The 19,197-nt window shown below is 59.8% G+C and carries 15 protein-coding genes; 10 read left to right on the top strand and 5 right to left on the bottom strand.

Annotated features, from left to right (window positions below; translation table 11 throughout):
- Nucleotides 1-188 precede the first annotated feature (188 nt).
- Nucleotides 189-881, bottom strand: coding sequence for an NnrU family protein (locus P3T25_RS28735; RefSeq protein ID WP_154560781.1), 693 nt, complete (start codon nucleotides 879-881; stop codon nucleotides 189-191).
- 437 nt (nucleotides 882-1,318) lie between these two features.
- Here P3T25_RS28735 and P3T25_RS28740 point away from each other — a divergent pair, with 437 nt between their 5' ends.
- The 4 genes from P3T25_RS28740 to P3T25_RS28755 all read left to right on the top strand — a co-directional run bounded on the left by P3T25_RS28740 (nucleotide 1,319) and on the right by P3T25_RS28755 (nucleotide 5,871).
- Nucleotides 1,319-1,966: a cysteine hydrolase gene (locus tag P3T25_RS28740; RefSeq protein WP_168435715.1), complete on the top strand. Its 648-nt coding sequence runs from the start codon at nucleotides 1,319-1,321 to the stop codon at nucleotides 1,964-1,966.
- Nucleotides 1,967-2,162: 196 nt separating this feature from the next.
- Nucleotides 2,163-2,987: an alpha/beta fold hydrolase gene (locus P3T25_RS28745; protein ID WP_154560782.1), complete on the top strand. Its 825-nt coding sequence runs from the start codon at nucleotides 2,163-2,165 to the stop codon at nucleotides 2,985-2,987.
- 368 nt (nucleotides 2,988-3,355) lie between these two features.
- Nucleotides 3,356-4,843 (top strand): sensor histidine kinase, encoded by a 1,488-nt coding sequence (locus tag P3T25_RS28750; protein WP_266240318.1) that lies wholly within the window; start codon nucleotides 3,356-3,358, stop codon nucleotides 4,841-4,843.
- Nucleotides 4,844-5,085: 242 nt separating this feature from the next.
- Nucleotides 5,086-5,871, top strand: a complete 786-nt coding sequence (locus P3T25_RS28755) for a response regulator (protein ID WP_429360173.1) — start codon at nucleotides 5,086-5,088, stop codon at nucleotides 5,869-5,871.
- A 19-nt stretch (nucleotides 5,872-5,890) separates the two neighbouring features.
- Here P3T25_RS28755 and cqsA read toward each other — a convergent pair whose 3' ends face one another.
- The 4 genes from cqsA to P3T25_RS28775 form a co-directional block, all read right to left on the bottom strand.
- Nucleotides 5,891-7,180, bottom strand: a complete 1,290-nt coding sequence (gene cqsA / locus P3T25_RS28760) for an alpha-hydroxyketone-type quorum-sensing autoinducer synthase (RefSeq protein ID WP_429360175.1) — start codon at nucleotides 7,178-7,180, stop codon at nucleotides 5,891-5,893.
- Nucleotides 7,181-7,459: 279 nt separating this feature from the next.
- Entirely contained in the window at nucleotides 7,460-8,932 is a 1,473-nt protein-coding gene (locus tag P3T25_RS28765) for a benzaldehyde dehydrogenase (protein WP_429360177.1), read from the bottom strand.
- A 45-nt stretch (nucleotides 8,933-8,977) separates the two neighbouring features.
- Nucleotides 8,978-10,624 carry a GMC family oxidoreductase gene (locus tag P3T25_RS28770; RefSeq protein WP_429360179.1) on the bottom strand — a complete coding sequence of 549 codons (1,647 nt, stop codon included), beginning with the start codon at nucleotides 10,622-10,624 and terminating at the stop codon, nucleotides 8,978-8,980.
- 153 nt (nucleotides 10,625-10,777) lie between these two features.
- Nucleotides 10,778-11,719, bottom strand: a complete 942-nt coding sequence (locus P3T25_RS28775) for a LysR substrate-binding domain-containing protein (protein ID WP_429360181.1) — start codon at nucleotides 11,717-11,719, stop codon at nucleotides 10,778-10,780.
- 121 nt (nucleotides 11,720-11,840) lie between these two features.
- Here P3T25_RS28775 and P3T25_RS28780 point away from each other — a divergent pair, with 121 nt between their 5' ends.
- From P3T25_RS28780 to P3T25_RS28805, 6 genes are all read left to right on the top strand, one after another.
- Complete coding sequence (locus tag P3T25_RS28780; RefSeq protein ID WP_429360183.1) at nucleotides 11,841-13,100, top strand: alpha/beta hydrolase; 1,260 nt, start codon at nucleotides 11,841-11,843, stop codon at nucleotides 13,098-13,100.
- Between the two features lie 15 nt (nucleotides 13,101-13,115).
- Nucleotides 13,116-13,979, top strand: a complete 864-nt coding sequence (locus P3T25_RS28785; protein ID WP_429360185.1) for a VOC family protein — start codon at nucleotides 13,116-13,118, stop codon at nucleotides 13,977-13,979.
- Between the two features lie 26 nt (nucleotides 13,980-14,005).
- Entirely contained in the window at nucleotides 14,006-15,697 is a 1,692-nt protein-coding gene (locus P3T25_RS28790) for an AMP-binding protein (RefSeq protein ID WP_429360187.1), read from the top strand.
- 2 nt (nucleotides 15,698-15,699) lie between these two features.
- Complete coding sequence (locus P3T25_RS28795) at nucleotides 15,700-16,839, top strand: FAD-dependent monooxygenase (protein ID WP_429360189.1); 1,140 nt, start codon at nucleotides 15,700-15,702, stop codon at nucleotides 16,837-16,839.
- A 159-nt stretch (nucleotides 16,840-16,998) separates the two neighbouring features.
- Nucleotides 16,999-18,336, top strand: a complete 1,338-nt coding sequence (locus P3T25_RS28800) for an MFS transporter (RefSeq protein WP_429360191.1) — start codon at nucleotides 16,999-17,001, stop codon at nucleotides 18,334-18,336.
- 154 nt (nucleotides 18,337-18,490) lie between these two features.
- The gene (locus P3T25_RS28805) at nucleotides 18,491-19,186 is read left to right on the top strand and encodes a TetR/AcrR family transcriptional regulator (protein WP_233464878.1); all 696 of its coding nucleotides are present in this window, start codon (nucleotides 18,491-18,493) and stop codon (nucleotides 19,184-19,186) included.
- Nucleotides 19,187-19,197 lie beyond the last annotated feature (11 nt).

The raw sequence follows: 19,197 nt of genomic DNA on the forward strand, positions 1-19,197 counted from the left end.
TTGCGGATTGCATCGCCATGTGCTGGGAGCCTGGCAAGCAGATGGGTTCTCTGCGGCGGAGGGGAGCGTAGAAATGAAAGTATCAGCGGGGAATGTGAATGTCAGCGGGAAATGAAACGTGTCCCGGGTGCCTTACCGGGCTCATCAAATCCCGCTACCGCTTTATGGCGCGACAGGCCACGCTGCGATTACAGCCAGCGCCAGACGCCCGCGGCCCAACCGGTGAGTGGCATATGAGCCCAGGTCGCTACGAGCCACACAACGAGACCGCCCAACAACGCGTGCAAGCCGAACCCGCCCAGCCGCGCACGGCCAGCGGCGATCGCCGCGAACGGCAGGTAGCTCGTCTTCGACTCCCATTCAGGCCAGAGATCGGGCTGCAACTGCTCTTTCTTCCGGTCCTGCAAGGCGGCGCCGACGAGCGCGAGAACGCCGATAGCCGCTGCGACGATGATGTTTTTGGCCACCGGGAACACCGCGACGTGACACAGCCCCCACAGTACGAACGACCACAACATCGGATGGCGCGTCACCGCGTACACGCCGAGCGCCGCTTCCGGGCATGAAGCGGGCCGGCCGCCGGTGGGCAGCGCCGGGTTACGGATCAGAGAGCCCATCAGGAGGATCGACGCGATCAGCATGACCACGGTTGCAAGCGCCCAGAGCCCGTCGCCTACCGGCCATAGTGGTGCCGTCAAAGGCGCCTTCAGGTAGGCGGCGATCAACCAGCCGAGCGTCACGAAGGCAACCAGCGAATAGACGCCCAGGAACCCCGTTTCGCCAATTGCGCCGACCAGACGCCTGCGCAGCGGATGGGACAAGACAAAGTGACTACCCACGAAAGCGACTGCCGCCGCCGCAACTGCGCTGGTGCTTCCCATTGGCCCGGCTCCTCAGGTTGTATCGCTGGCTGACCGTATTGCGCGTGTTCCATTTCCAGTACCGAAGATTACTCCTTTGCGTTTTCCCGTCTTTGCCGCCTTCGGCGATCCTGGCCAAAAGTGCTGCCCGCAACTGGAAAGAGCTCGCAGGGCTCATCGCGGCTTTGCTCTGCGGAGAAAGGCTGTCACGGAAATTGCATTTTGCAGCCTGACCCCAACGGTCGCGTTGGCTTCTTAATCATTGGCTTGTTAATAGCATGCACGCGAAGCCAACATGCCGACTCATCAAGCGCCCCGTCACCCGGCGCCCGCATGCAAGAACCTGGACGCGCCATCGAACCGTCGTTGCTTTCCAGTCCTCCGTTTCCTAATCTGATCGGAGAGGCTCGGGCCAGTGAAAGTCGGCGAGCCGTCATGCACTCTATTGGAGGTCCGAAGTGTCGTTTGATCGAACTGAGACAGCCGTGGTTTTCATCGATCCGCAAGTCGATGTCTTAAGCAAGAATGGCAAGAACTGGGGCGCGGTGGGAGCAAGCGTGACAGAGAACAAGACGGTAGAAAACATGTTGCGAATCTTCAAGGCGGCGAAGTCCGCAAAGTTTCCGGTCTTTATTTCGCCACATTACTTTTTCCCGACCGATCGCGTATGGAAATTCAATGGACCGTTGGAGGCCGATGAATTCGCAACAGGCACGTTTGCGCGTAGTGGTCAGCTGAATCTGGAAGGTTTCGAAGGCTCCGGTGCTGACTGGCTCGACGAATTCAAGCCTTACATCAACGACGGCGAGACCGTTGTTGTGAGTCCGCACAAGGTCTTCGGACCGCAAACCAACGATCTCGTCCTTCAACTGCGCAAGCGAGGAGTGAGGCAGGTGGTCCTGGGAGGCATGCTTGCCAACATGTGCGTGGAGTCACATCTGCGTGATCTGCTCGAACAGGGATTCGAAGTTTATGTTGTTAGCGATGCCACTGCGGGACCGCGTCATCCCGTTTGGGGCGACGGATACAAGGCGGCAATGATCAACTACGCGTTTCTCGCGCACGGCGTGGTGACTACCGACGAAGTTGTGGCTTCGATGGAATGACGCACAAGTAAGATCGGCTGGCAGGCGAATAGACTGTCGGCGCTAAAAACCGCATTTGCCTGGTTGGGACGCCCCAGCATGTTTCCCGGACGGACTGCCGACCACCTACCCACCCCGGCGCAATTTCTTATGACGCACGCGTTCACGCCGGTGGTTCATTTTTCTTTGACAGGTCGCCTTAGCAAGGAGAATGACGATGAACACGGTCACGACCAAAGACGGCATTCAGATATTCTATAAGGACTGGGGAACAGGGCAGCCCATCGTTTTCTCACACGGATGGCCACTGAGCGCCGACGATTGGGACGCCCAGATGATGTTCTTCCTGAACCTCGGCTTCCGTGTCATCGCGCATGACCGTCGGGGTCACGGGCGCTCAACGCAGACGGCCGACGGTCATGATATGGATCACTATGCCGATGATCTTGCGGCCGTTACCGAGCATCTTGACCTTAAAAATGCAGTCCACGTGGGCCACTCGACCGGGGGCGGTGAGGTCGTTCGCTATCTCGCGCGTCACGGCGAGAGTCGCGTAACCAAGGCGGTGCTGATCAGCGCTGTGCCACCGCTCATGGTGAAGACCGCTAACAACCCGGAAGGTCTTCCCAAGGATGTTTTTGACGGATTTCAGTCGCAGGTTGCCAACAACCGCTCACAGTTTTACCGGGATGTCGCTGCCGGGCCGTTCTACGGTTATAACCGGCCTGGGGCCAAACCGTCCGAAGGCGTGATCATGAACTGGTGGCGTCAGGGAATGGAGGGCGGAGCCAAAGCGCACTACGACGGGATCGTGGCCTTTTCCCAGACGGATTTCACCGAAGACCTGAAGAAGATCACAGTCCCGACGTTAGTGATGCACGGCGACGATGATCAAATCGTACCTTATGCCGACTCTGGGCCGTTGAGCGCGAAATTGCTGCAGAACGGCACCTTGAAAACCTATAAAGGCTTCCCGCACGGCATGCCCACCACGCAAGCCGATACGATCAATGCGGATCTCCTGGCGTTCATCAAATCCTGAATCGTCAGGCATCCTGGTGCGCTGGGGCGAGCAAGCGACGGATCTACCTCGTAAGCGGCCATTGCCTTCAATTCAGATCGGCCGTCCGTTGGCAGGCCAGCGTGTGTGAAAACACATTGATCGCCTGAAGTCCAGGACCAGATGGATATGCCCTGACTTTTTCAGGGATCAGGCCACTTCGGTCTCGAATGCGAAGAAGGCGATCCCGGACTTCAGGAAGGCTGCCACTTGATTCAATACGCATATATGCCAGCTCATTCCTCCCGGGTTAGAAGGCCATCCAGGCGGATAACAGTTGGCAAAGCGATTGAAGGCAATTATTTGCCGTGACATCGGCGTCACCTTAGGTCAAGATTTGTGCCGGGGCCGTGGCAAATAACTTCGACAGGCTGGTAAATTGGGCAGCGCAAATGCGCGCCCCACATAATCCAGATGATGCCGCGCGAAGCATCAACAATTTCAACGCCGGAACCTTGCCTGAGAAACCCGGTGAATCCTTTATTCTGGAAATAATGGACGCAACGAGAATACCTCCGCGGGGCGCCCGCACGGTGGTGCCGATCCGCTTATTCCTTGCCCAACTGTTCGCTCCTGCGTTGCGAAACCTGCAATACGTGAGCCGCCGGATGCGCCCCTTCTCGATCGTTGCGATCGTCGGCTTCCCGCTCTATTACTATGTCTGGAACGATCTCTTTCCCCAGCCTTACGAGAACCTGCCGCTGCGGCTAGTGGGCTCCGCGCTGTTTATTCCCATCCTGTTTTCCGACCGCTGGCCGTCGTGGGCGAAAAAGCTCTTGCCGTACTACTGGTACGCGACAATCTTTTACTCGCTGCCGTTCTTTTTCGCGTTCATGTTGCTGAAAAACAATGGCTCGAACGTCTGGATCGAAAGCGCGCTGATTGCTGCTTTCGTCATGGTGTTGCTGCTCGACTGGCTCATGCTGCTGCTCAATTTTCTGATCGGCATTGCTCTCGCGTATCTCGCCTATTGGGCAACCACCGACGTTGTCAGCGTGAATTCGACGTATCTTGTCCATCTGGCGATTTTTTCGTTTGCTATAGCGATCGGCGTCGTCGCCAACTATGACACGGAGCGTATTCGAGTCGAGCAGGAGCGGGCAATGCTGGCAACTGCCGGTAGCATTGCCCACGAACTGCGTACGCCGCTGCTCGCCATCCGCGCCGGCGCGGCGGGCCTCGGAAGCTACCTGCCTTTGCTACTCGAAACGTACGGCATCGCTCAAGGCGGCGGGCTAAGTGTTCCCAAGATCCGCGTCGCCCACCTTCATTCCATGGACGGAGTACTCTCCCGCATTGAACAGGAGGCCGTTCATTCCAATACCATTATCGACATGCTGCTCGCGAACGCGCGGTTCACCGGCGGGCATTCCCAAAAGATTGCACAGTGCTCGATCAGGCAATGTGTGGAGACCGCGCTCGACCGCTATCCATTTCGCGGAGGGGAGCAACAACGGGTGCTCACGGATCTCATCAATGACTTCACGTTCGAAGGCTCAGACATGCTGGTGGTCCATGTGCTCTTCAATCTGCTAAAAAATGCGTTCCGCGGCATGGCAGATGTCGACAGCGCGCTGATCTCGATCCGGCTTGCGTCTGGACCACGCGCGAACCAACTCCTCTTTCGCGATACCGGCGTCGGCATCGCGTCCCATATACTTCCCCACATCTTCACGCGGTTCTATACGTCATCGACTGAAGCAGATGACGCCTCCGTCGGCACCGGCATCGGACTCGCATTCTGTCGTGACGTCATGCGTGTGATGGGCGGCTCCATTGACTGTACGTCTATCGAGTACATGTATACCGAATTTGTGTTGACCTTTCCCAAGCCATGACGATGGATACGATCAAACCATTCTATTTTCCGACAACGGTTACGTTCGTCGACGACAGCGCGGCATTCCTGTCGAATCTGTGCCTGCAACTCGAACCGAGCCTTGCCTTCCGGCTCTTCAGTTCGTCAAGGGAAGCCCTGCGGTTCGTGAATGAACGCCATCGTCCCGGTGCACCTGAGGAACAGATCTTCGCTCCGTACCGGGACCGAACCGATGAGGACGAGGCACAGCAGGTCATCGCGATGAGCGTCGACACCGTCCGCAATCGGGTGTTCGACAACGACCGATTTCAGGCAACATCGGTTGTCGTCGTGGATTACGACATGCCGGGGCTGAACGGTCTTGAATTCTGCCGTCGCATTACTGACCCTGCTGTACGCAAGATCATGCTGACCGGAAAGGCGAACGAGCACATCGCGGTGGAGAGCTTCAACGAAGGCATCATTCATCGCTTCATTCGCAAGCAGGACGCATCGGCCATCAGTGCCTTGAATCGCGCGGTGCGCGATATGCAGAACGCATACTTCGATAACAGGTGTCAATCCATCCTCGACACGCTGGTGACATCGGAATATACGTTTTTGCGTGACGAAGCGCTGGTCGCGCGGGTAAGGGAAATCTTTGATTCGCTCGGTATTGTTGAACATTACCTTTCATACTCGCCAAACGGACTACTCATGCTCGACAGTACCGGCAAGTCCTATCTGCTGATAGTCCACACGAACGAAACGCTGCGGGGTGTGCGTGAAATAGCCAGCGTACAAGGCGCACCAGCGGGCTTTTTCGACGCCCTGGACAGCGGCGCGAGTTTGCCGTACTTCTGGCAAACCAGCGGGTACTGCCCTGCGGACGGCATCGCGTGGGAGAGCTATATGCACCCGGCAATCCGGTTTACAGGGCAACAGCTTTACGCTTATGCCGTGATCCCCAATCCGCCCGGGTTCGATCTGAGTCACGTGCTGAGTTACGACCGCTACCTCGAGTGGCTGGACCGCGACATACAGAAGACATGGAGTTCACTCATGTGAACTCCATGTCATGCCGCTATCAGACCGCTAACGCACTGTCTGCCGTACTTTGCTCGTGGCTGTGTTTGCGGGACGACGGCCGGTCCTCGAGGCGCCGGGTGGAGGGCCATCTGTCAAGCTCAACTTCGCCGCGAATGTCACGACAGACGCTCACAATCTTTTCGATCTGGGCGTCGGTCAAGGCAGCGTGGATCGACAACCGGATCAGCGCACGATTGCGCGCCGTCGCCGGTGCACAAAACACGGAGCCGAAAATGCCCCGTGATTCCAATGCGTCGCGTAACACGATCGTGCGCTGTTCCGTACCCGCTTCGAGCGCGATGATCTGGCTTTCACCGGCATTCAGGTTATACCCAAGCTCCCTCAACCGTTCCCCCAGCCAGGCGGCATTCGACGCAAGTCTCGTGCGCCGTCGGCCGGCACCTTCGATCACAGACAGCGCCGCGTCCAGCCCACTGATCTCATGAGGCAACAAGGTGGAACTGAAGATCGCAGGATTCGACTCGAACTTGAAGTACTCCTGGAAAGCGGCTGGACAGGTGATGAAGCCGGCTCGGCCGACAAAAGCCTTAGCAAGACTTGCTGTGCGGAATGCGACACTAGACTCAAGTCCAAGTTCGACAACAAGTCCCGCTCCACGCGGGCCATGCGTGCCGAGCGAATGCGACTCGTCGACCACGAACACGCACCCATGCGTTTCGCATACATCGGCGAATGCGACAAGCGGGCAGACGCTGCCGTTCGTGCTGTAAATCGAGTCGACCAGCACGACCCCTTGCCCATACCGCACGATCTGCTGCTCGAGGTGCGCCGTGTCGTTGTGCCTGAACGGTATCGGGATCGCGCCCGCACTGCGAATACCCTCCCACAGCGACATGTGCGCCATCATGTCCACGTAGACGGGTGTTCGTGCCGAAGCGATCGACTGAATCAGCCCGATATTCGCCGTATAGCCGGACTGACATAACACCCCGGCCTCTGCGCGCATGAACGTCGACAGCCGGTTTTCGAACTTCAACTGCGGGCAATCACCGTGCAGGAAAATGCCCGACATCAACAGTCCGTTGCCGTCCGAACGCAATGTTCGACCCATACTGCGAATGATGTCGGGGTGACGCGCGATCGCGAGATAGTCGTTGCTCGACAGATGCAGTGCATCCGCCCCCGGGATGCGACCGCGCATGATGTGGCCGCCTCCCCACGTATCCGTTACGCGCTCCCGGTAATATTGCTCGACGCGCGACGCCACAAAGGCCGGAAGCGATGGTGAGGGTTGGTTTTTTTTCAGGCTGTCAAAAGCAGTTTTCATTTCGGCTCCTTAAGGTTGGCTGTTGCCCGTAACGGACAACAGGCCCATAGTGAGCCAGTCGTTTTTTCCCTGTGTGGCCTGTCATCGAATCTGCCTGCGGTTCAGCCGCTGCGCCGGTGGGGCGGATCAGCGGATTCACACGGCTGCGCAGCGTTGGCCAAACACGCCACGGCGACAGGCGCGAGGCCGATCGCCAAGCGTCGGATCCGTGATGCCATCATGAGATGAGCGCGATGACGGGCGCGGGCGCCGTATCTACGACGTCCGCGCCTGGCCGGATCAGAACGGGTAAGCAGGAATCCGCGACCGGGTCGTGATCCACTGCCACTCGCTGAACTGATCGGCGTTGGTCAGCGTGCTGTGATTGAAACCGTTGCCCGATGCGCCGACCCCGCCGATCGGGCCATACACCTCGTGAAGCACCGTCTGATCGTTGATGTGGATGACACCGGCGTGAAGCCGGTCCGCAATGCTTTGCGCGCGGGCGAGATTGGCCGATGCGACGGCGGCTACGAGACCGTACTCCGTGGCATTGGCGAGTTCGACCGCCTCGTCGTCGGAGCGGAACGTGGTGATCGGTGCGACGGGGCCAAAGATCTCCTCATCGAACGCGGCCATGCCGCGTGTTACCCCTGTGATCACGGTCGGTTCGAAAAAGAGCCCGTTACGCGAGCCGCCGGTCAATGCCTTCGCGCCTTTGGCGAGTGTCTCGGCAACAATGCGCTCCACGTTGGTGGCCTGACGCTCATTGATGATGGGGCCGAGTTGTACCTTCTCGTCAAAGGGATCGCCGACGATCAGCGCCCTGGCTTTTCTCACCAGCGCTTCCGCATACGCCTCGGCGACGTTCTCATGAACGAGGTGGCGCCCGGCAGTGAGGCAAATCTGTCCCTGGTGGAAAAATGCACCCCACGCTCCGGCGCTCGCCGCCGCCTCGATATCCGCGTCGTCCAGCACGATATAGGGGTTGTTGCCGCCAAGTTCGAGTGAGACGCGCTTGAGCTGTCCGCCGGCAATCGAGCCGATCTGCCGGCCCACGCGGGTCGACCCCGTGAAGCTGATCATATCGACAAGCGGTTCCTTGACGAGTGCCGCCCCCGCGTCGGCGCCGCCCGGCAGAACATGGAAGAGTCCGGCAGGCAGGCCGGCTTCTTCGAACAGGCGCGCGAAACTCACACCGCCCGCCACCGGTGTTTGCGAATCGGGCTTCAGTATCACCGAGTTGCCCATCGCCAGCGCCGGGCCGATTGCTCGCGAGCCCAGAATGAACGGCGAGTTCCAGGGCGTGATGATGCCGACGACGCCGACGGGGATGCGCCTTGCAATGCTCTGGCGGCCGGCCTCAGCGGTGGACGTGAGCACACCCACCGGTTGACTGCCGAGCGCCGCGGCTTCCAGCACTTCGCGGGCGGACATGTGGACTTCCCACAATGCTTTCGCTCGGATCGAGCCCGTTTCCCTGACGATCTGATCGGCGAGTTCATCGGCGTGCACGAGTACCAGCCGGGCAAACTCTCTAAGCACATCGCCGCGCAGCGGGCCTGGTGTTTTTGCCCAGTCCTTTTGCGCCTCGCGGGCGAGGGCGGCCGCTACCGACACATCCCCCGGCGAAGCGATACCGATTTCACCGAGCTTCGCGCCCGTTGCCTTCTCGATCACGCTCTCTGCGCCGAGACCGGGGTTCTTCCATCCATTGCTGTAGATTTTCGCGCGCCAGACTTCTGTCGGCGTGAGCAATGCGCGGGTCGTCATGTTCTGTATCTCCAGGATCCTGCAACTGTTGGAATCTGCGCTGATTTACGCGGACAATCTCGCGGCGATGCGCTCGGCCACCATGATGGTCGTGACGTTCGTCGGAGCCGACGGGATGTCGGGAATAATCGATGCATCGACGACCCGCAGCGCGTCGACACCGCGTACCTTGCCCCACGCGTCGACTACGGCAGTGGGATCGGAATCGGCACCCATCGGCACGGTCGACGTGGGGTGCAGATACGCGGCGACATTCGACACGATGTTCGCCCTGAGTGCTTTGCCATCATCCACGGTATTGCCCGGCGCCATCTCGTGATCGATTACGTCGAGGAACGGTGCGCTTCCTCCAATCTGGCGGGACAACTGCACGGCTTCCACCAGCCGGTCGAGGTCATTCTGGTCATCGAAGAAGTTGTAGCGAATGTCCGGTGCCGCGCGTGGATCGCGGCTCGAGAGTCGCAATTGACCGATCGATTTCGGCAGTGTCACCGCGCAGGCGAGGACAATCGCGCCCCCGGTGGGGCTGAGCTTTGGGTCGATCAGATGCGTGCCCGAAATGTGCAGATCGAGATCGCCGGGACCAGCGCTCTGCGAGCGCGTCCACACGAGCGCACCGGAGGCGGGCTTCATCGCGTTTGCTTCGCGCTTGAGTGCGTAGACGTTGTAGAAGAACGGATGGTCCTGCAGCCGATTTCCCACCGGCAGGTCGGCGACGGTCGCAATGCCGAATTCGGCGAGATGCGCAGCAGGCCCAATGCCCGAGCGCATGAGAATCGCAGGGCTGCCGAAAGCCCCCGACGCGAGAATGACTTCACCCGCGGACAGAACGTGGCCGTCGACCAGCTTGACGCCCACGGCACGCTTGCCTTCGAACACCACGCGATCCACTTCGGCGCCGCCCTGGATCGTCAGATTCGGGCGTGCACGCACGGCAGCCGTGAGATAGGCCATGCCCGTATTGATGCGCACGCCATCGACGACATTGAGCGTGTAGGGGCCGGCACCGTGCTGGTCCGCACCATTGAAGTCCGATACGTGTTTCAGCCCCAGCGTTTGCGCGCCGTCGACAAAGGCTCGCATCGACGGTGTGTTCTCCGCAGCAGTACGTTGCCGGATCGGAAATGGGCCGCTACGTCCGTGCCATGCGTCGTCGCCGGAGGGTGTGTTTTCCATCGACTTGTAGGCGGCCAGCACGTCCTCCCAAGACCATCCTTCGATGCCGCGTTTTGCCCAGCGCGCAAAATCGGCCTGTCGCGCGCGTATTGCGACAGCGGCATTGACCGCCGAGCTGCCACCGATCACGCGGCCTCGGGGCACGGGTATGTCGTGACCCAGACTGGCGGCGTCGTCGGTGTGGTAGTGCCAGTCATAGGCCGGCGAGCCGGCGACGATATTGGCGTCTTTCAGTACCTGAGGGTAGTCGTTCGGCGCGAAGTTCGGTCCCGCTTCCAGCAGCAGAACACGGCGCCGCGAGTCCGCGCTGAGGCGCGCCGCGAGAACGGCGCCGGCCGATCCTCCACCAACGATCAGGATGTCGAAATGCTTCGTGGACTTTGAGGGCCGACCGGATTCGGTGCTCCCAGATTGCTTTTCCACTGCTACGGCTGACGCGGTGCCGGTAACCGTACCGACTGCGGCAATTGTCGCCGCCGCGCCGGCAATAAGGACTTCACGTCTGGACATCTTCATTGTTGTACTCCTGAACACGTTTGCAGCGCTTCAAGCGCTCGATAAACCGATCGATCGATGCCGACCGGCTGTGTGCTCAGAATGGGCCCGCTTCAGGGAGACAACAAGATGGCTCGCCTGGACCTCAGGTCCAATGAGATGGACGATCCGATATTACGCGACGACCAGTGGGATGCGCTCGATCAGAAAGTCGAGAAAAGCGCGAACGGAAGGCAGTATGCCGTGACGAAACGGGATGACCGCCGTGATACTGGCTTCGCCTGCCAGCCAGGCGGGCAAGACCCGCTGGAGTGTGCCGGATCGCAGATCTTCGTTGCAGACGTAGGCGGGCAGCGCAACGATGCCGAGGCCGTCCTGCGCAGCCTGCTTGAGGGTGACGATGTCATTGCCGGCCAGCCGGGGGTTGAGCGGCACGACCGCTTCTCCGTTCACGGGGTGCTTGAGCTTCCAGGCCATTGGACTGTTGTGTCTCAACATGACCAGCGTCTCGTGCCCGGCGAGGTTCTCCGGCGCGACTGGCATGCCGTGGCGCTCCAGGTAGCTAGGCGCGGCGAACAGAAACCAGGGCGCCGGTGCCAGCGTGCGCTGCACCAGGGTCGAGTCGGACAGTGGACCGCTGTGCGAGCGCAGCGCGAGGTCATAACTGCCGCCCGCAATATCGACCTGCTCGTCGCTGATGTGCTGGATGACGTTGATCTTCGGATAACGGTGAATGAAATCCGGAAGTATCTGCCGCATGGCGAACAGCGAGGTCGCCACCGCGGTGGTGAAGCGGATCGTGCCACTCGGCTCGGCCAGGCGCTCGCGCACAGCGCTTTCGGCGAAGTCCGCTCGTTCCAGCATGGCGACCGCATGCCGGTAGAACACCTCGCCTGCATCGGTCATGCTGAGCCTGCGTGAGGTCCGGTTGACGAGCCGCACGCCGAGCGCTGTTTCGAGCTGCTGGAGGCGATGGCTGACCGTCGATTTCGGTACGTTGAGATTGCGGCTGGCGGCGGTGAGTCCTCCGCACTCGACGATACGAACGAAATAGCGGAAGTCATTGAGATCTAACATGGGCGCACCTTGCGAGTCCGATGTGATAGACGGCGCCACTGTATACCGTTTGGCGATCCGCTGAACTGACCTCGTTTTGTTGCATCGAGTGCTTTTGTCAAAAATTTGACGACAACGTCAAAAAAGCTATACTAACGTCAACGAATACGGAGACGTTGATATGAGCAATATGCAGGCCGGTACCGTTCTCGAACGTCCTCATGCATTAACGATTGACTGGTTTCCCGATGCATTGCCGCATGCCACACAGCAGAACAGCGCGACGCTGCGCACCGAAGACGGCGCCGCCACCTGCGGGGTTTTGTATCAGGGCGCATCGACGAAGACCGTCGTTTGTCTGATGCATCCGCGCGAGAACTTCACGTTTCACTATCTGATTCCCGGATTGCTGCGAGCGGGGGCGTCGGTTTGGGCCCAGGCGGCACGTTCGGTCGGCAACGATCTTCGACTCGAGCATGAACTTGCCCTGCACGATGTCGCGGCCGGCTTGCGCTACCTGCGCGAGGCGGGCTTCGAGCGCATCGTGTTGCTCGGTAATTCGGGCGGTGCCGGGCTCTATAGCTTCTACATCCAGCAATCCGCGCTATCCGCGCAAGACCGGATCGCAAAGACGCCTGGCGGCCGTCCCACCCATCTGGCGAGTGCGACCTTGCCGACGGTGGACGGCATGATCTATCTGGCACCGCATCCGGGGCAGGGGCGTTTATTGATGGGGTGCATCGATCCGTCGGTCATTGACGAAGGCGATGCGTTATCGATCGACGATACGTTGAACCCGTTTAACCCTGAGAACGGCTATTCCCGCGAACCAGGGGCAACACGCTATAGCGCTGAGTTCGTCTCCCGCTATCGCGACGCACAGCGGGACCGCGTGGCGCGCCTTGACCGGATGGCCCGGCAACTGATTGCCGTGCGCCAGGACGCGCGGCAAGCCGTGAAGGACAAGGTGGCGACGCGTCAGCAGAAGCTCGTGGCCAACCACACGCCAGTCATGACGGTGTGGCGGACTGACGCCGATTTGCGCTGTCTTGACTCATCGCTCGATCCCTCCGACCGCAAGCCCGGTTCGCTGTGGTCGCCGAATCCGGTGATCTCGAACTATGGTTCGGTGGGCTTTGGACGCTTGTGTTCTCCGGAGTCCTGGCTCTCGACATGGTCCGGTCTCTCGTCTAATGCAGCGTTGGAAGCAACCGCGCCTTCGGTCACCGTGCCCTCGTTGCTGGTCGAATACACCGGCGATCAGACTACTTTTCCATTAGCCATTGCCGACATTTTTGCCGGTATCGGTTCAACCGATAAGACCCACGTTCGCGTGCGTGGCGATCATCACGGCAGACCGCTGGAGGCCGCGGACGAACCGGGCCGAGCAATCGCCGCGCGCGCGGTCGGCGAATGGCTGCATCAACGGTCTTTCTTATAACACGGGAGTTGACGAATGAATCAATCCGTACCGCTCAGACTGTCGGGAGTCGATCACACGGCGCGCCCGACATGGAAGCTGCGCGAAACCATCGAGTTCTATCGCGACACGCTGGGTCTGCCGCTTGTCCACACGATCTCCGCGCGAGGCTGGGGCCCGGAGAGCCACCCGGACTTTCTTCATTTCTTCTTCGATAGCGGCAACGGCAGCACGATCGCGTTTTTTTACTATCTGGGCGAACCGCCGCCGCAACAACGCCCTTTGATGTCGCCCACGCCCGACGACCATGTATTCGATGCGACTCACACTGCGTGGCTGGCCGATAGCGCGGAACAGTTGCTCGCATGGAAAGAGATGCTCGAGGCGAAAGGTGTGGAAGTCTCATCGACCACTCAGCACGAAGTGATCGAATCGATCTACTTTCGCGATCCCAACGGCTACTTCATCGAGATCACCGTCAAGCTGCGCGCATTGCAATCGCTAGACGCCAGGGATGCGGCGCTAACACTTGAGGCGGCGATCACGGCCGAGCAGATCGCCAGTGACCATGCGGGACAAGTCCGGGAGATTGATACTGTATGGCAGGAAAAGGGCAGATTGTTGAGTGGGCAATGCGGCATAAAGAGCGACGGTCCCGGCATTTTCGTGCCGGCGCTGGCGGAGTTCGCGAGCGTGGTGGATGCAGCGCGGCGCAATCCCGAGTATCGCGTGTCGCAACCGTCGCCGGGCTACTTTCTGATTGAATCGAAAGACGCACTCGAATTCAACCGCAAGGAGCTGGGTCTGAAACCGGCGATCTGGTATGGCCTCTTCACAGGTGGTTTGTGCGGGCGTATCGATACGTTTGACAAAGACCGCGTTCGCATCGTCGAACAATAAGAACGCGTCGACTGGAGAAGACAGACATGGCAGGCATCCATTATCCGCTCGAAGGTGTCGCGTATTGCGAGCCATCGGTCGCTCAGCATTATTTTCAGGTCGGTGCTTGGGTCGACAGAACGTTCGGCGAGGCGCTCGCAGCGACGGCACGACGCCTTCCCGACACGCTGGCCTTGATCAGCGACGAGCGCAGCATCACGTTTCGCGCGTTGGATGAGCAAAGCGACCGTCTGGCCGCGGCATTGCTCAAACTCGGACTCGAACCCGGAGCACGCGCAGTGTTCCAGATGGGGACGACCGTCGACACCGCCCTGGCGCTATGTGCATGCTACAAGAGCGGCATTGTTCCGGTCTGCGCGCTGCCGCAGTACCGCGAGGTTGAAATCGGCAAGCTGGCGAGCCTGTCGTTGCCGCAAGCGTATTTCGTGCAGGCCGACGTGGGGCAGTTCGATCAGGTCGGCTTTGCGCAGAAGATGTGCGCCGAGCACCCATCGTTCAGACACATTGTCGTCGCACGCGGCGACGCGCCAACGGGGACGCATTCGTTGTCCGCCTTGCTGGAGTCGATCACGCTGGATGAGGCAAAGGCCGTCCTGAACGGTGTGCACATCGGCTCGGAAGACGTCCTGAGCTTCCAACTGTCTGGCGGTACGACAGGGGTGCCCAAGATCATCCCGCGTTTTCACGCGGAATACCTCGCGCATGCTGAAGCGTGGTCCAGGCACGTGGAGGCGGGTGAACACGCCACACTGATCTGGTCACTGCCTTTGCTTCACAACGCGGCGCATCTGTATGCGCTGGTGCCCACGATATCCCTTGGGCAAACCACCGTACTCATGCCGAAAGTCGATATCGTACGGATGGCGGAATTGATCCAGCAGCATCGCGTGACGCATGCTGTTTCAATCGGACCGGTTGCTCCGCAGATCATGGCGTGTGCCGAAGTGCTCGATTACGATCTGTCGTCGCTCAGGCTGTTCTTTTGTCTGACCCGGGCCGACGCGCTAGAAGCGTTTCTCGGCGTGACCAGTTCGAATATGTATGGCACGACCGAAGGATTGCTGATCGGCTCGGGCCCGGCAGTCAACGCATTCGTTCGTCATCACACGCATGGACGCTCGGGTTGCGAACATGATGAGCTCGTTCTGCTCAATGCCGACAACGAATCGCCCGTCGCGTCCGGCGAAATAGGTGAGTTGTGTTTTCGCGGTCCGTCCAGCCTGAGGGGCTACTACAACGCACCGGAGGCCAACGCCACAGCCTTTACGTCGAACGGTTTCTTCCGGACCGGGGACATGATGCGCGCGCATGTCATCGACGGCGTGACCTACTTTTCGTTCGAAGGGCGCCTGCGCGACAACATCAATCGCGGTGGCGAGAAAATCGGCGCGGAAGAAGTCGAGGCGTTTCTGAGCCGTCATCCCGCTGTTCTGGACGCGAAACTGGTGGCCATGCCCGATCCGTTTTACGGAGAAAAGGGCTGTGCGTTTCTGATTCTTCGTGAAGGACATGCCGCGCCCGATATCCCGCAGATGATCGAATTCCTCTCCTCGCAGGGGCTCGCGAAGTTCAAGTGTCCGGAGCGGATTGAAATCGTGGACGCGTTCCCGGTGACACGGGTTGGCAAAGTCGACAAACCGGCGATGCGCCGGATCATCGCCGAAGCTATCGAGGCCGAAACCGCGGCGAACGTTTCAACTTCCAGAACCGGAGACTGAGGATGGACATCAATATCGTAGGAGGAGGGCCGGGCGGGCTGTTTTTCTCGTATCTGGTCAAACGACGTTTTCCGGAATGGACGGTCCGAGTCCATGAACAGAATGACGCCGGCGCAACTTACGGCTGGGGTGTGGTGTTCTCGGATGTCGCGCTGTCGTTTCTCGAGAAATCGGATCCCGAGTTCTTCCGCCGGTTTACCGCCGGCCACGTGCGTTCTGAGCACATGGAAATTGTCCATCGCGGCGTGCATGTGCTGATCCATGGCAACTGCTTTTCGCGGGTCGCCCGTATTGCCTTACTGCAGTTTCTACATGCCGAATGCAGATCGGCGGGCGTCGATCTACTGTTCAACGCTCGCGTGGACGAGCTGGGCGCATTGCGTCAGGCAGATCTCGTAGTGGTGGCGGATGGCGTGAACAGCCAGACCCGCGCGCAATACGCGGATGCCTTCAAACCGTCTTTTGTGCACCGTCGCAACAAGTTTGCCTGGTACGGAACCAGCAAGCCGTTTCATGCTGTTTCGCTGATCTTTCGCGAAACCGAATTCGGTGTGTTCATCGCCCATAGCTACGCGTACAGCGACCGGATGAGCACGTTTCTCATCGAAACAGATCCGCAGACGTGGGCACGCGCCGGATTGGTCGAGATGAACGATGCGGACAGCCGCGCCTTCTGCGAGCAGGTTTTCGCCGACGACCTGGACGGACACGGTCTGTTGTCGAACAAGTCCACGTGGTTTGAAGCCGTGACAGTCAAAAACGAGAAGTGGTACCACGAGAACATGATTCTGATCGGGGACGCACTGCGTTCGGTGCACTTCTCGCTGGGCTCCGGTACGCGTATGGCGATGGAAGATTCGATCGCGCTGTTCGAAGGTCTGTGTGCCCACGCGACTGACATCAAGGCTGCATTCGCGCATTTCGAGGCGTCGCGCCGCTCCGCTTCGGATCGCTTCCAACTGGCTGCGGCAAAGAGCCTTGATTGGTATGAAAACGTCGGCAACAAGCTGCATCTCGATCCGATCGGCTTCACCTACGACTATATGCGCCGTACCGGACGTGTCACGCATGAAGATCTACGCGAGCGCGACCCCGAATTCATTCGCCAATACGAACGACTTTACGGTGAAGCGGTGAACTGAAGTTTCGACCGATACGGTTCATTTTTTTGCCCAGCATTTGTCAAACTCGTCAAATAAAAGATGTGAAAGTCAATTGAATGACAGAAGGGTGGTGCGGTGGCGGGTGCGTCCATTTACGGGCATCCGCACCGACGATAGAAATCAGGTTAGGAGACAACCATGGCATCAACTGGGGAAGAAACCACTTTTTCATTGTTTGATGGCAGACCCGTTACCGCCACGCAGTGGCGCGTGCTCGGCTTATGCGCGTTATGCATGGTGATCGACGGCTTCGATGTCCAGGCGATGGCCTACGCCGCTCCGGCCTTGATAAAAGCCTGGGGCGCCAGCCGCTCCGTGTTGGGTCCGGTGTTCGCGGCCGGATTGCTGGGCATGTTCGCCGGATCGCTGGTGCTCGCGGGATGGGCTGACACAATCGGCCGCCGTCCGATGCTGATTGCGGCGACTGCCTGGATCGCGCTTTGCATGGTGCTGACACCTTTCGCACACTCGATCGGTGCACTGATCGGCATTCGGTTTGCCGCCGGTATCGGAATGGGCGCGATCGTTCCGAATGCCATGGCTCTCGCAGGCGAATACAGCCCGGCACGCATCCGCGTGAGCTTGATGATGGCGGTGTCGTCGGGTTACATCGTCGGCGGGGTGGTTGGCGGCGGGATTGCCGCTCTGGTGATTGCGCCGTTCGGCTGGGGCGGTGTTTTTTACGCCGGCGCATTGCTCACTGCGCTGCTTTCCCTCTCAATGTTCGCGGCGCTTCCCGAGTCGCTGCAATTTTGCCTGCTACGGCACCCGCAAACACCACGTACCTTGCTACTGCTACACCAGGTGGCGCCAGGTGCCGCCATGCCCACGGTGCCGCCCGCGAACAAAGCACTCGGCGGCAACACGCTGACGATGTTGCTGGGCGAAGGCCGGCGAATCGTCACGCCTCTGCTCTGGGCCGCGAACTTCGCCAACATGCTGTGCGCGTACTTCCTCGCCGCATGGATCCCGGTGTTGATGAGCGGCACAGGCTATTCGTCCAGTAAAGCGGTGCTGGCGGGCACGGCACTTTGGCTCGGCGGACTGGTGGGCAATGTCGCGCTCGGCATGCTGATAGATCGCCGTGGCTTTGCTGCGGTGCTGTTTGCCAATTTCGCCCTCGGTGGCGTTGCCATTGTCGGCATCAGCTACTTACATACGGTGCCGCTCGCGGCTATCTCCTGCATCGCATTCGCCGGATTCTGCATTCTCGGCGGTCAATCCGGCCTGAATGCACTGGCGGTTACGATCTATCCGACAAGGACGCGTGCTACCGGTGCGGGCTGGGCGCTCGGTTTTGGCAGACTCGGCGCTGTGCTCGGGCCGCTGGCCGGCGGGCAGTTGATGGCGCTCGCATGGAGCGTCGATCAGACCTTGCTCGTGTCAGCCGTGCCGACCGTGTTGGCGGCGGTGGCTGTCGGCAGTCTTGGCCGACTGCATGAGCGCCGCGTGAAGCGCATCCCGGCTTCCGGGTGAAAAGTGCCGGTCCGGCACAACACGTCCAATCCGCAGGACAAAGGGGCATAGCCGACGACAGTACGGAACGCCAAATCCGGGCGTTACAATCACGCAAACACAACACTACGGTAGGGCGGCATTCTGGCCGTCGACCGCTATCAGGAGTGGTTTCGTGGCAAAGGTGAATGCTGACGGACAAAAAGAACAGATACTGAACGCCGCGGCCGCGCTCTTCATCGAGAAGGGTTTCGGCGGTGCGTCGATGCAGGAAATCGCCGAGGCGCTCGGCGTGACACGTACTGCCGTCTATTACTACTTCAAGAACAAGGACGAGATACTCACCGCGCTGGTCGAGGAGGTCACGTTACGAGCAAGACGGCTGTCGAGCCAGGCAGTTGCTGAGACGGACGCGGATCCGAAAGAGCGCCTGCGTCTGCTGGTTCATCAGCATACGATGCTGATTCTGAGCCACTACAACGAGTTTCGCGTGATCCAACGCACCGAGCAGCAGTTGCCCGAGCGAGCCTATCGTGCGAACGAAGATGCGAAGCGCGCGGTGCTGAACAACTTTACTGCGGCCATCGAAGCAGGAGTGAGCGCCGGGGTGTTCCGGGTTGTCGACGCCAAGGTCACAGCGTTCACGCTCATCGGCATGTGCAGTTGGCCCGCGTTCTGGTACAAGCCGGAGGGCGCGAGCAGCGCGATCGAGATCGCCGACACGATCGCGGAGCTCGCAGTGCAATCGGTCGTACGGCCGGCCAAACGGCAATTGAAGGGCAGCAGCGCTGTCAGCGAAGCGTTGGCGCTGCTGCGCGAGGATCTGGATCATCTGTCGTTGATGATCGACAAAACGCCGAAGGCCGGTTAGTTATTCACCTG

This window comes from Paraburkholderia sp. GAS32 (genome assembly GCF_050434225.1).
Lineage (GTDB): Bacteria > Pseudomonadota > Gammaproteobacteria > Burkholderiales > Burkholderiaceae > Paraburkholderia > Paraburkholderia madseniana.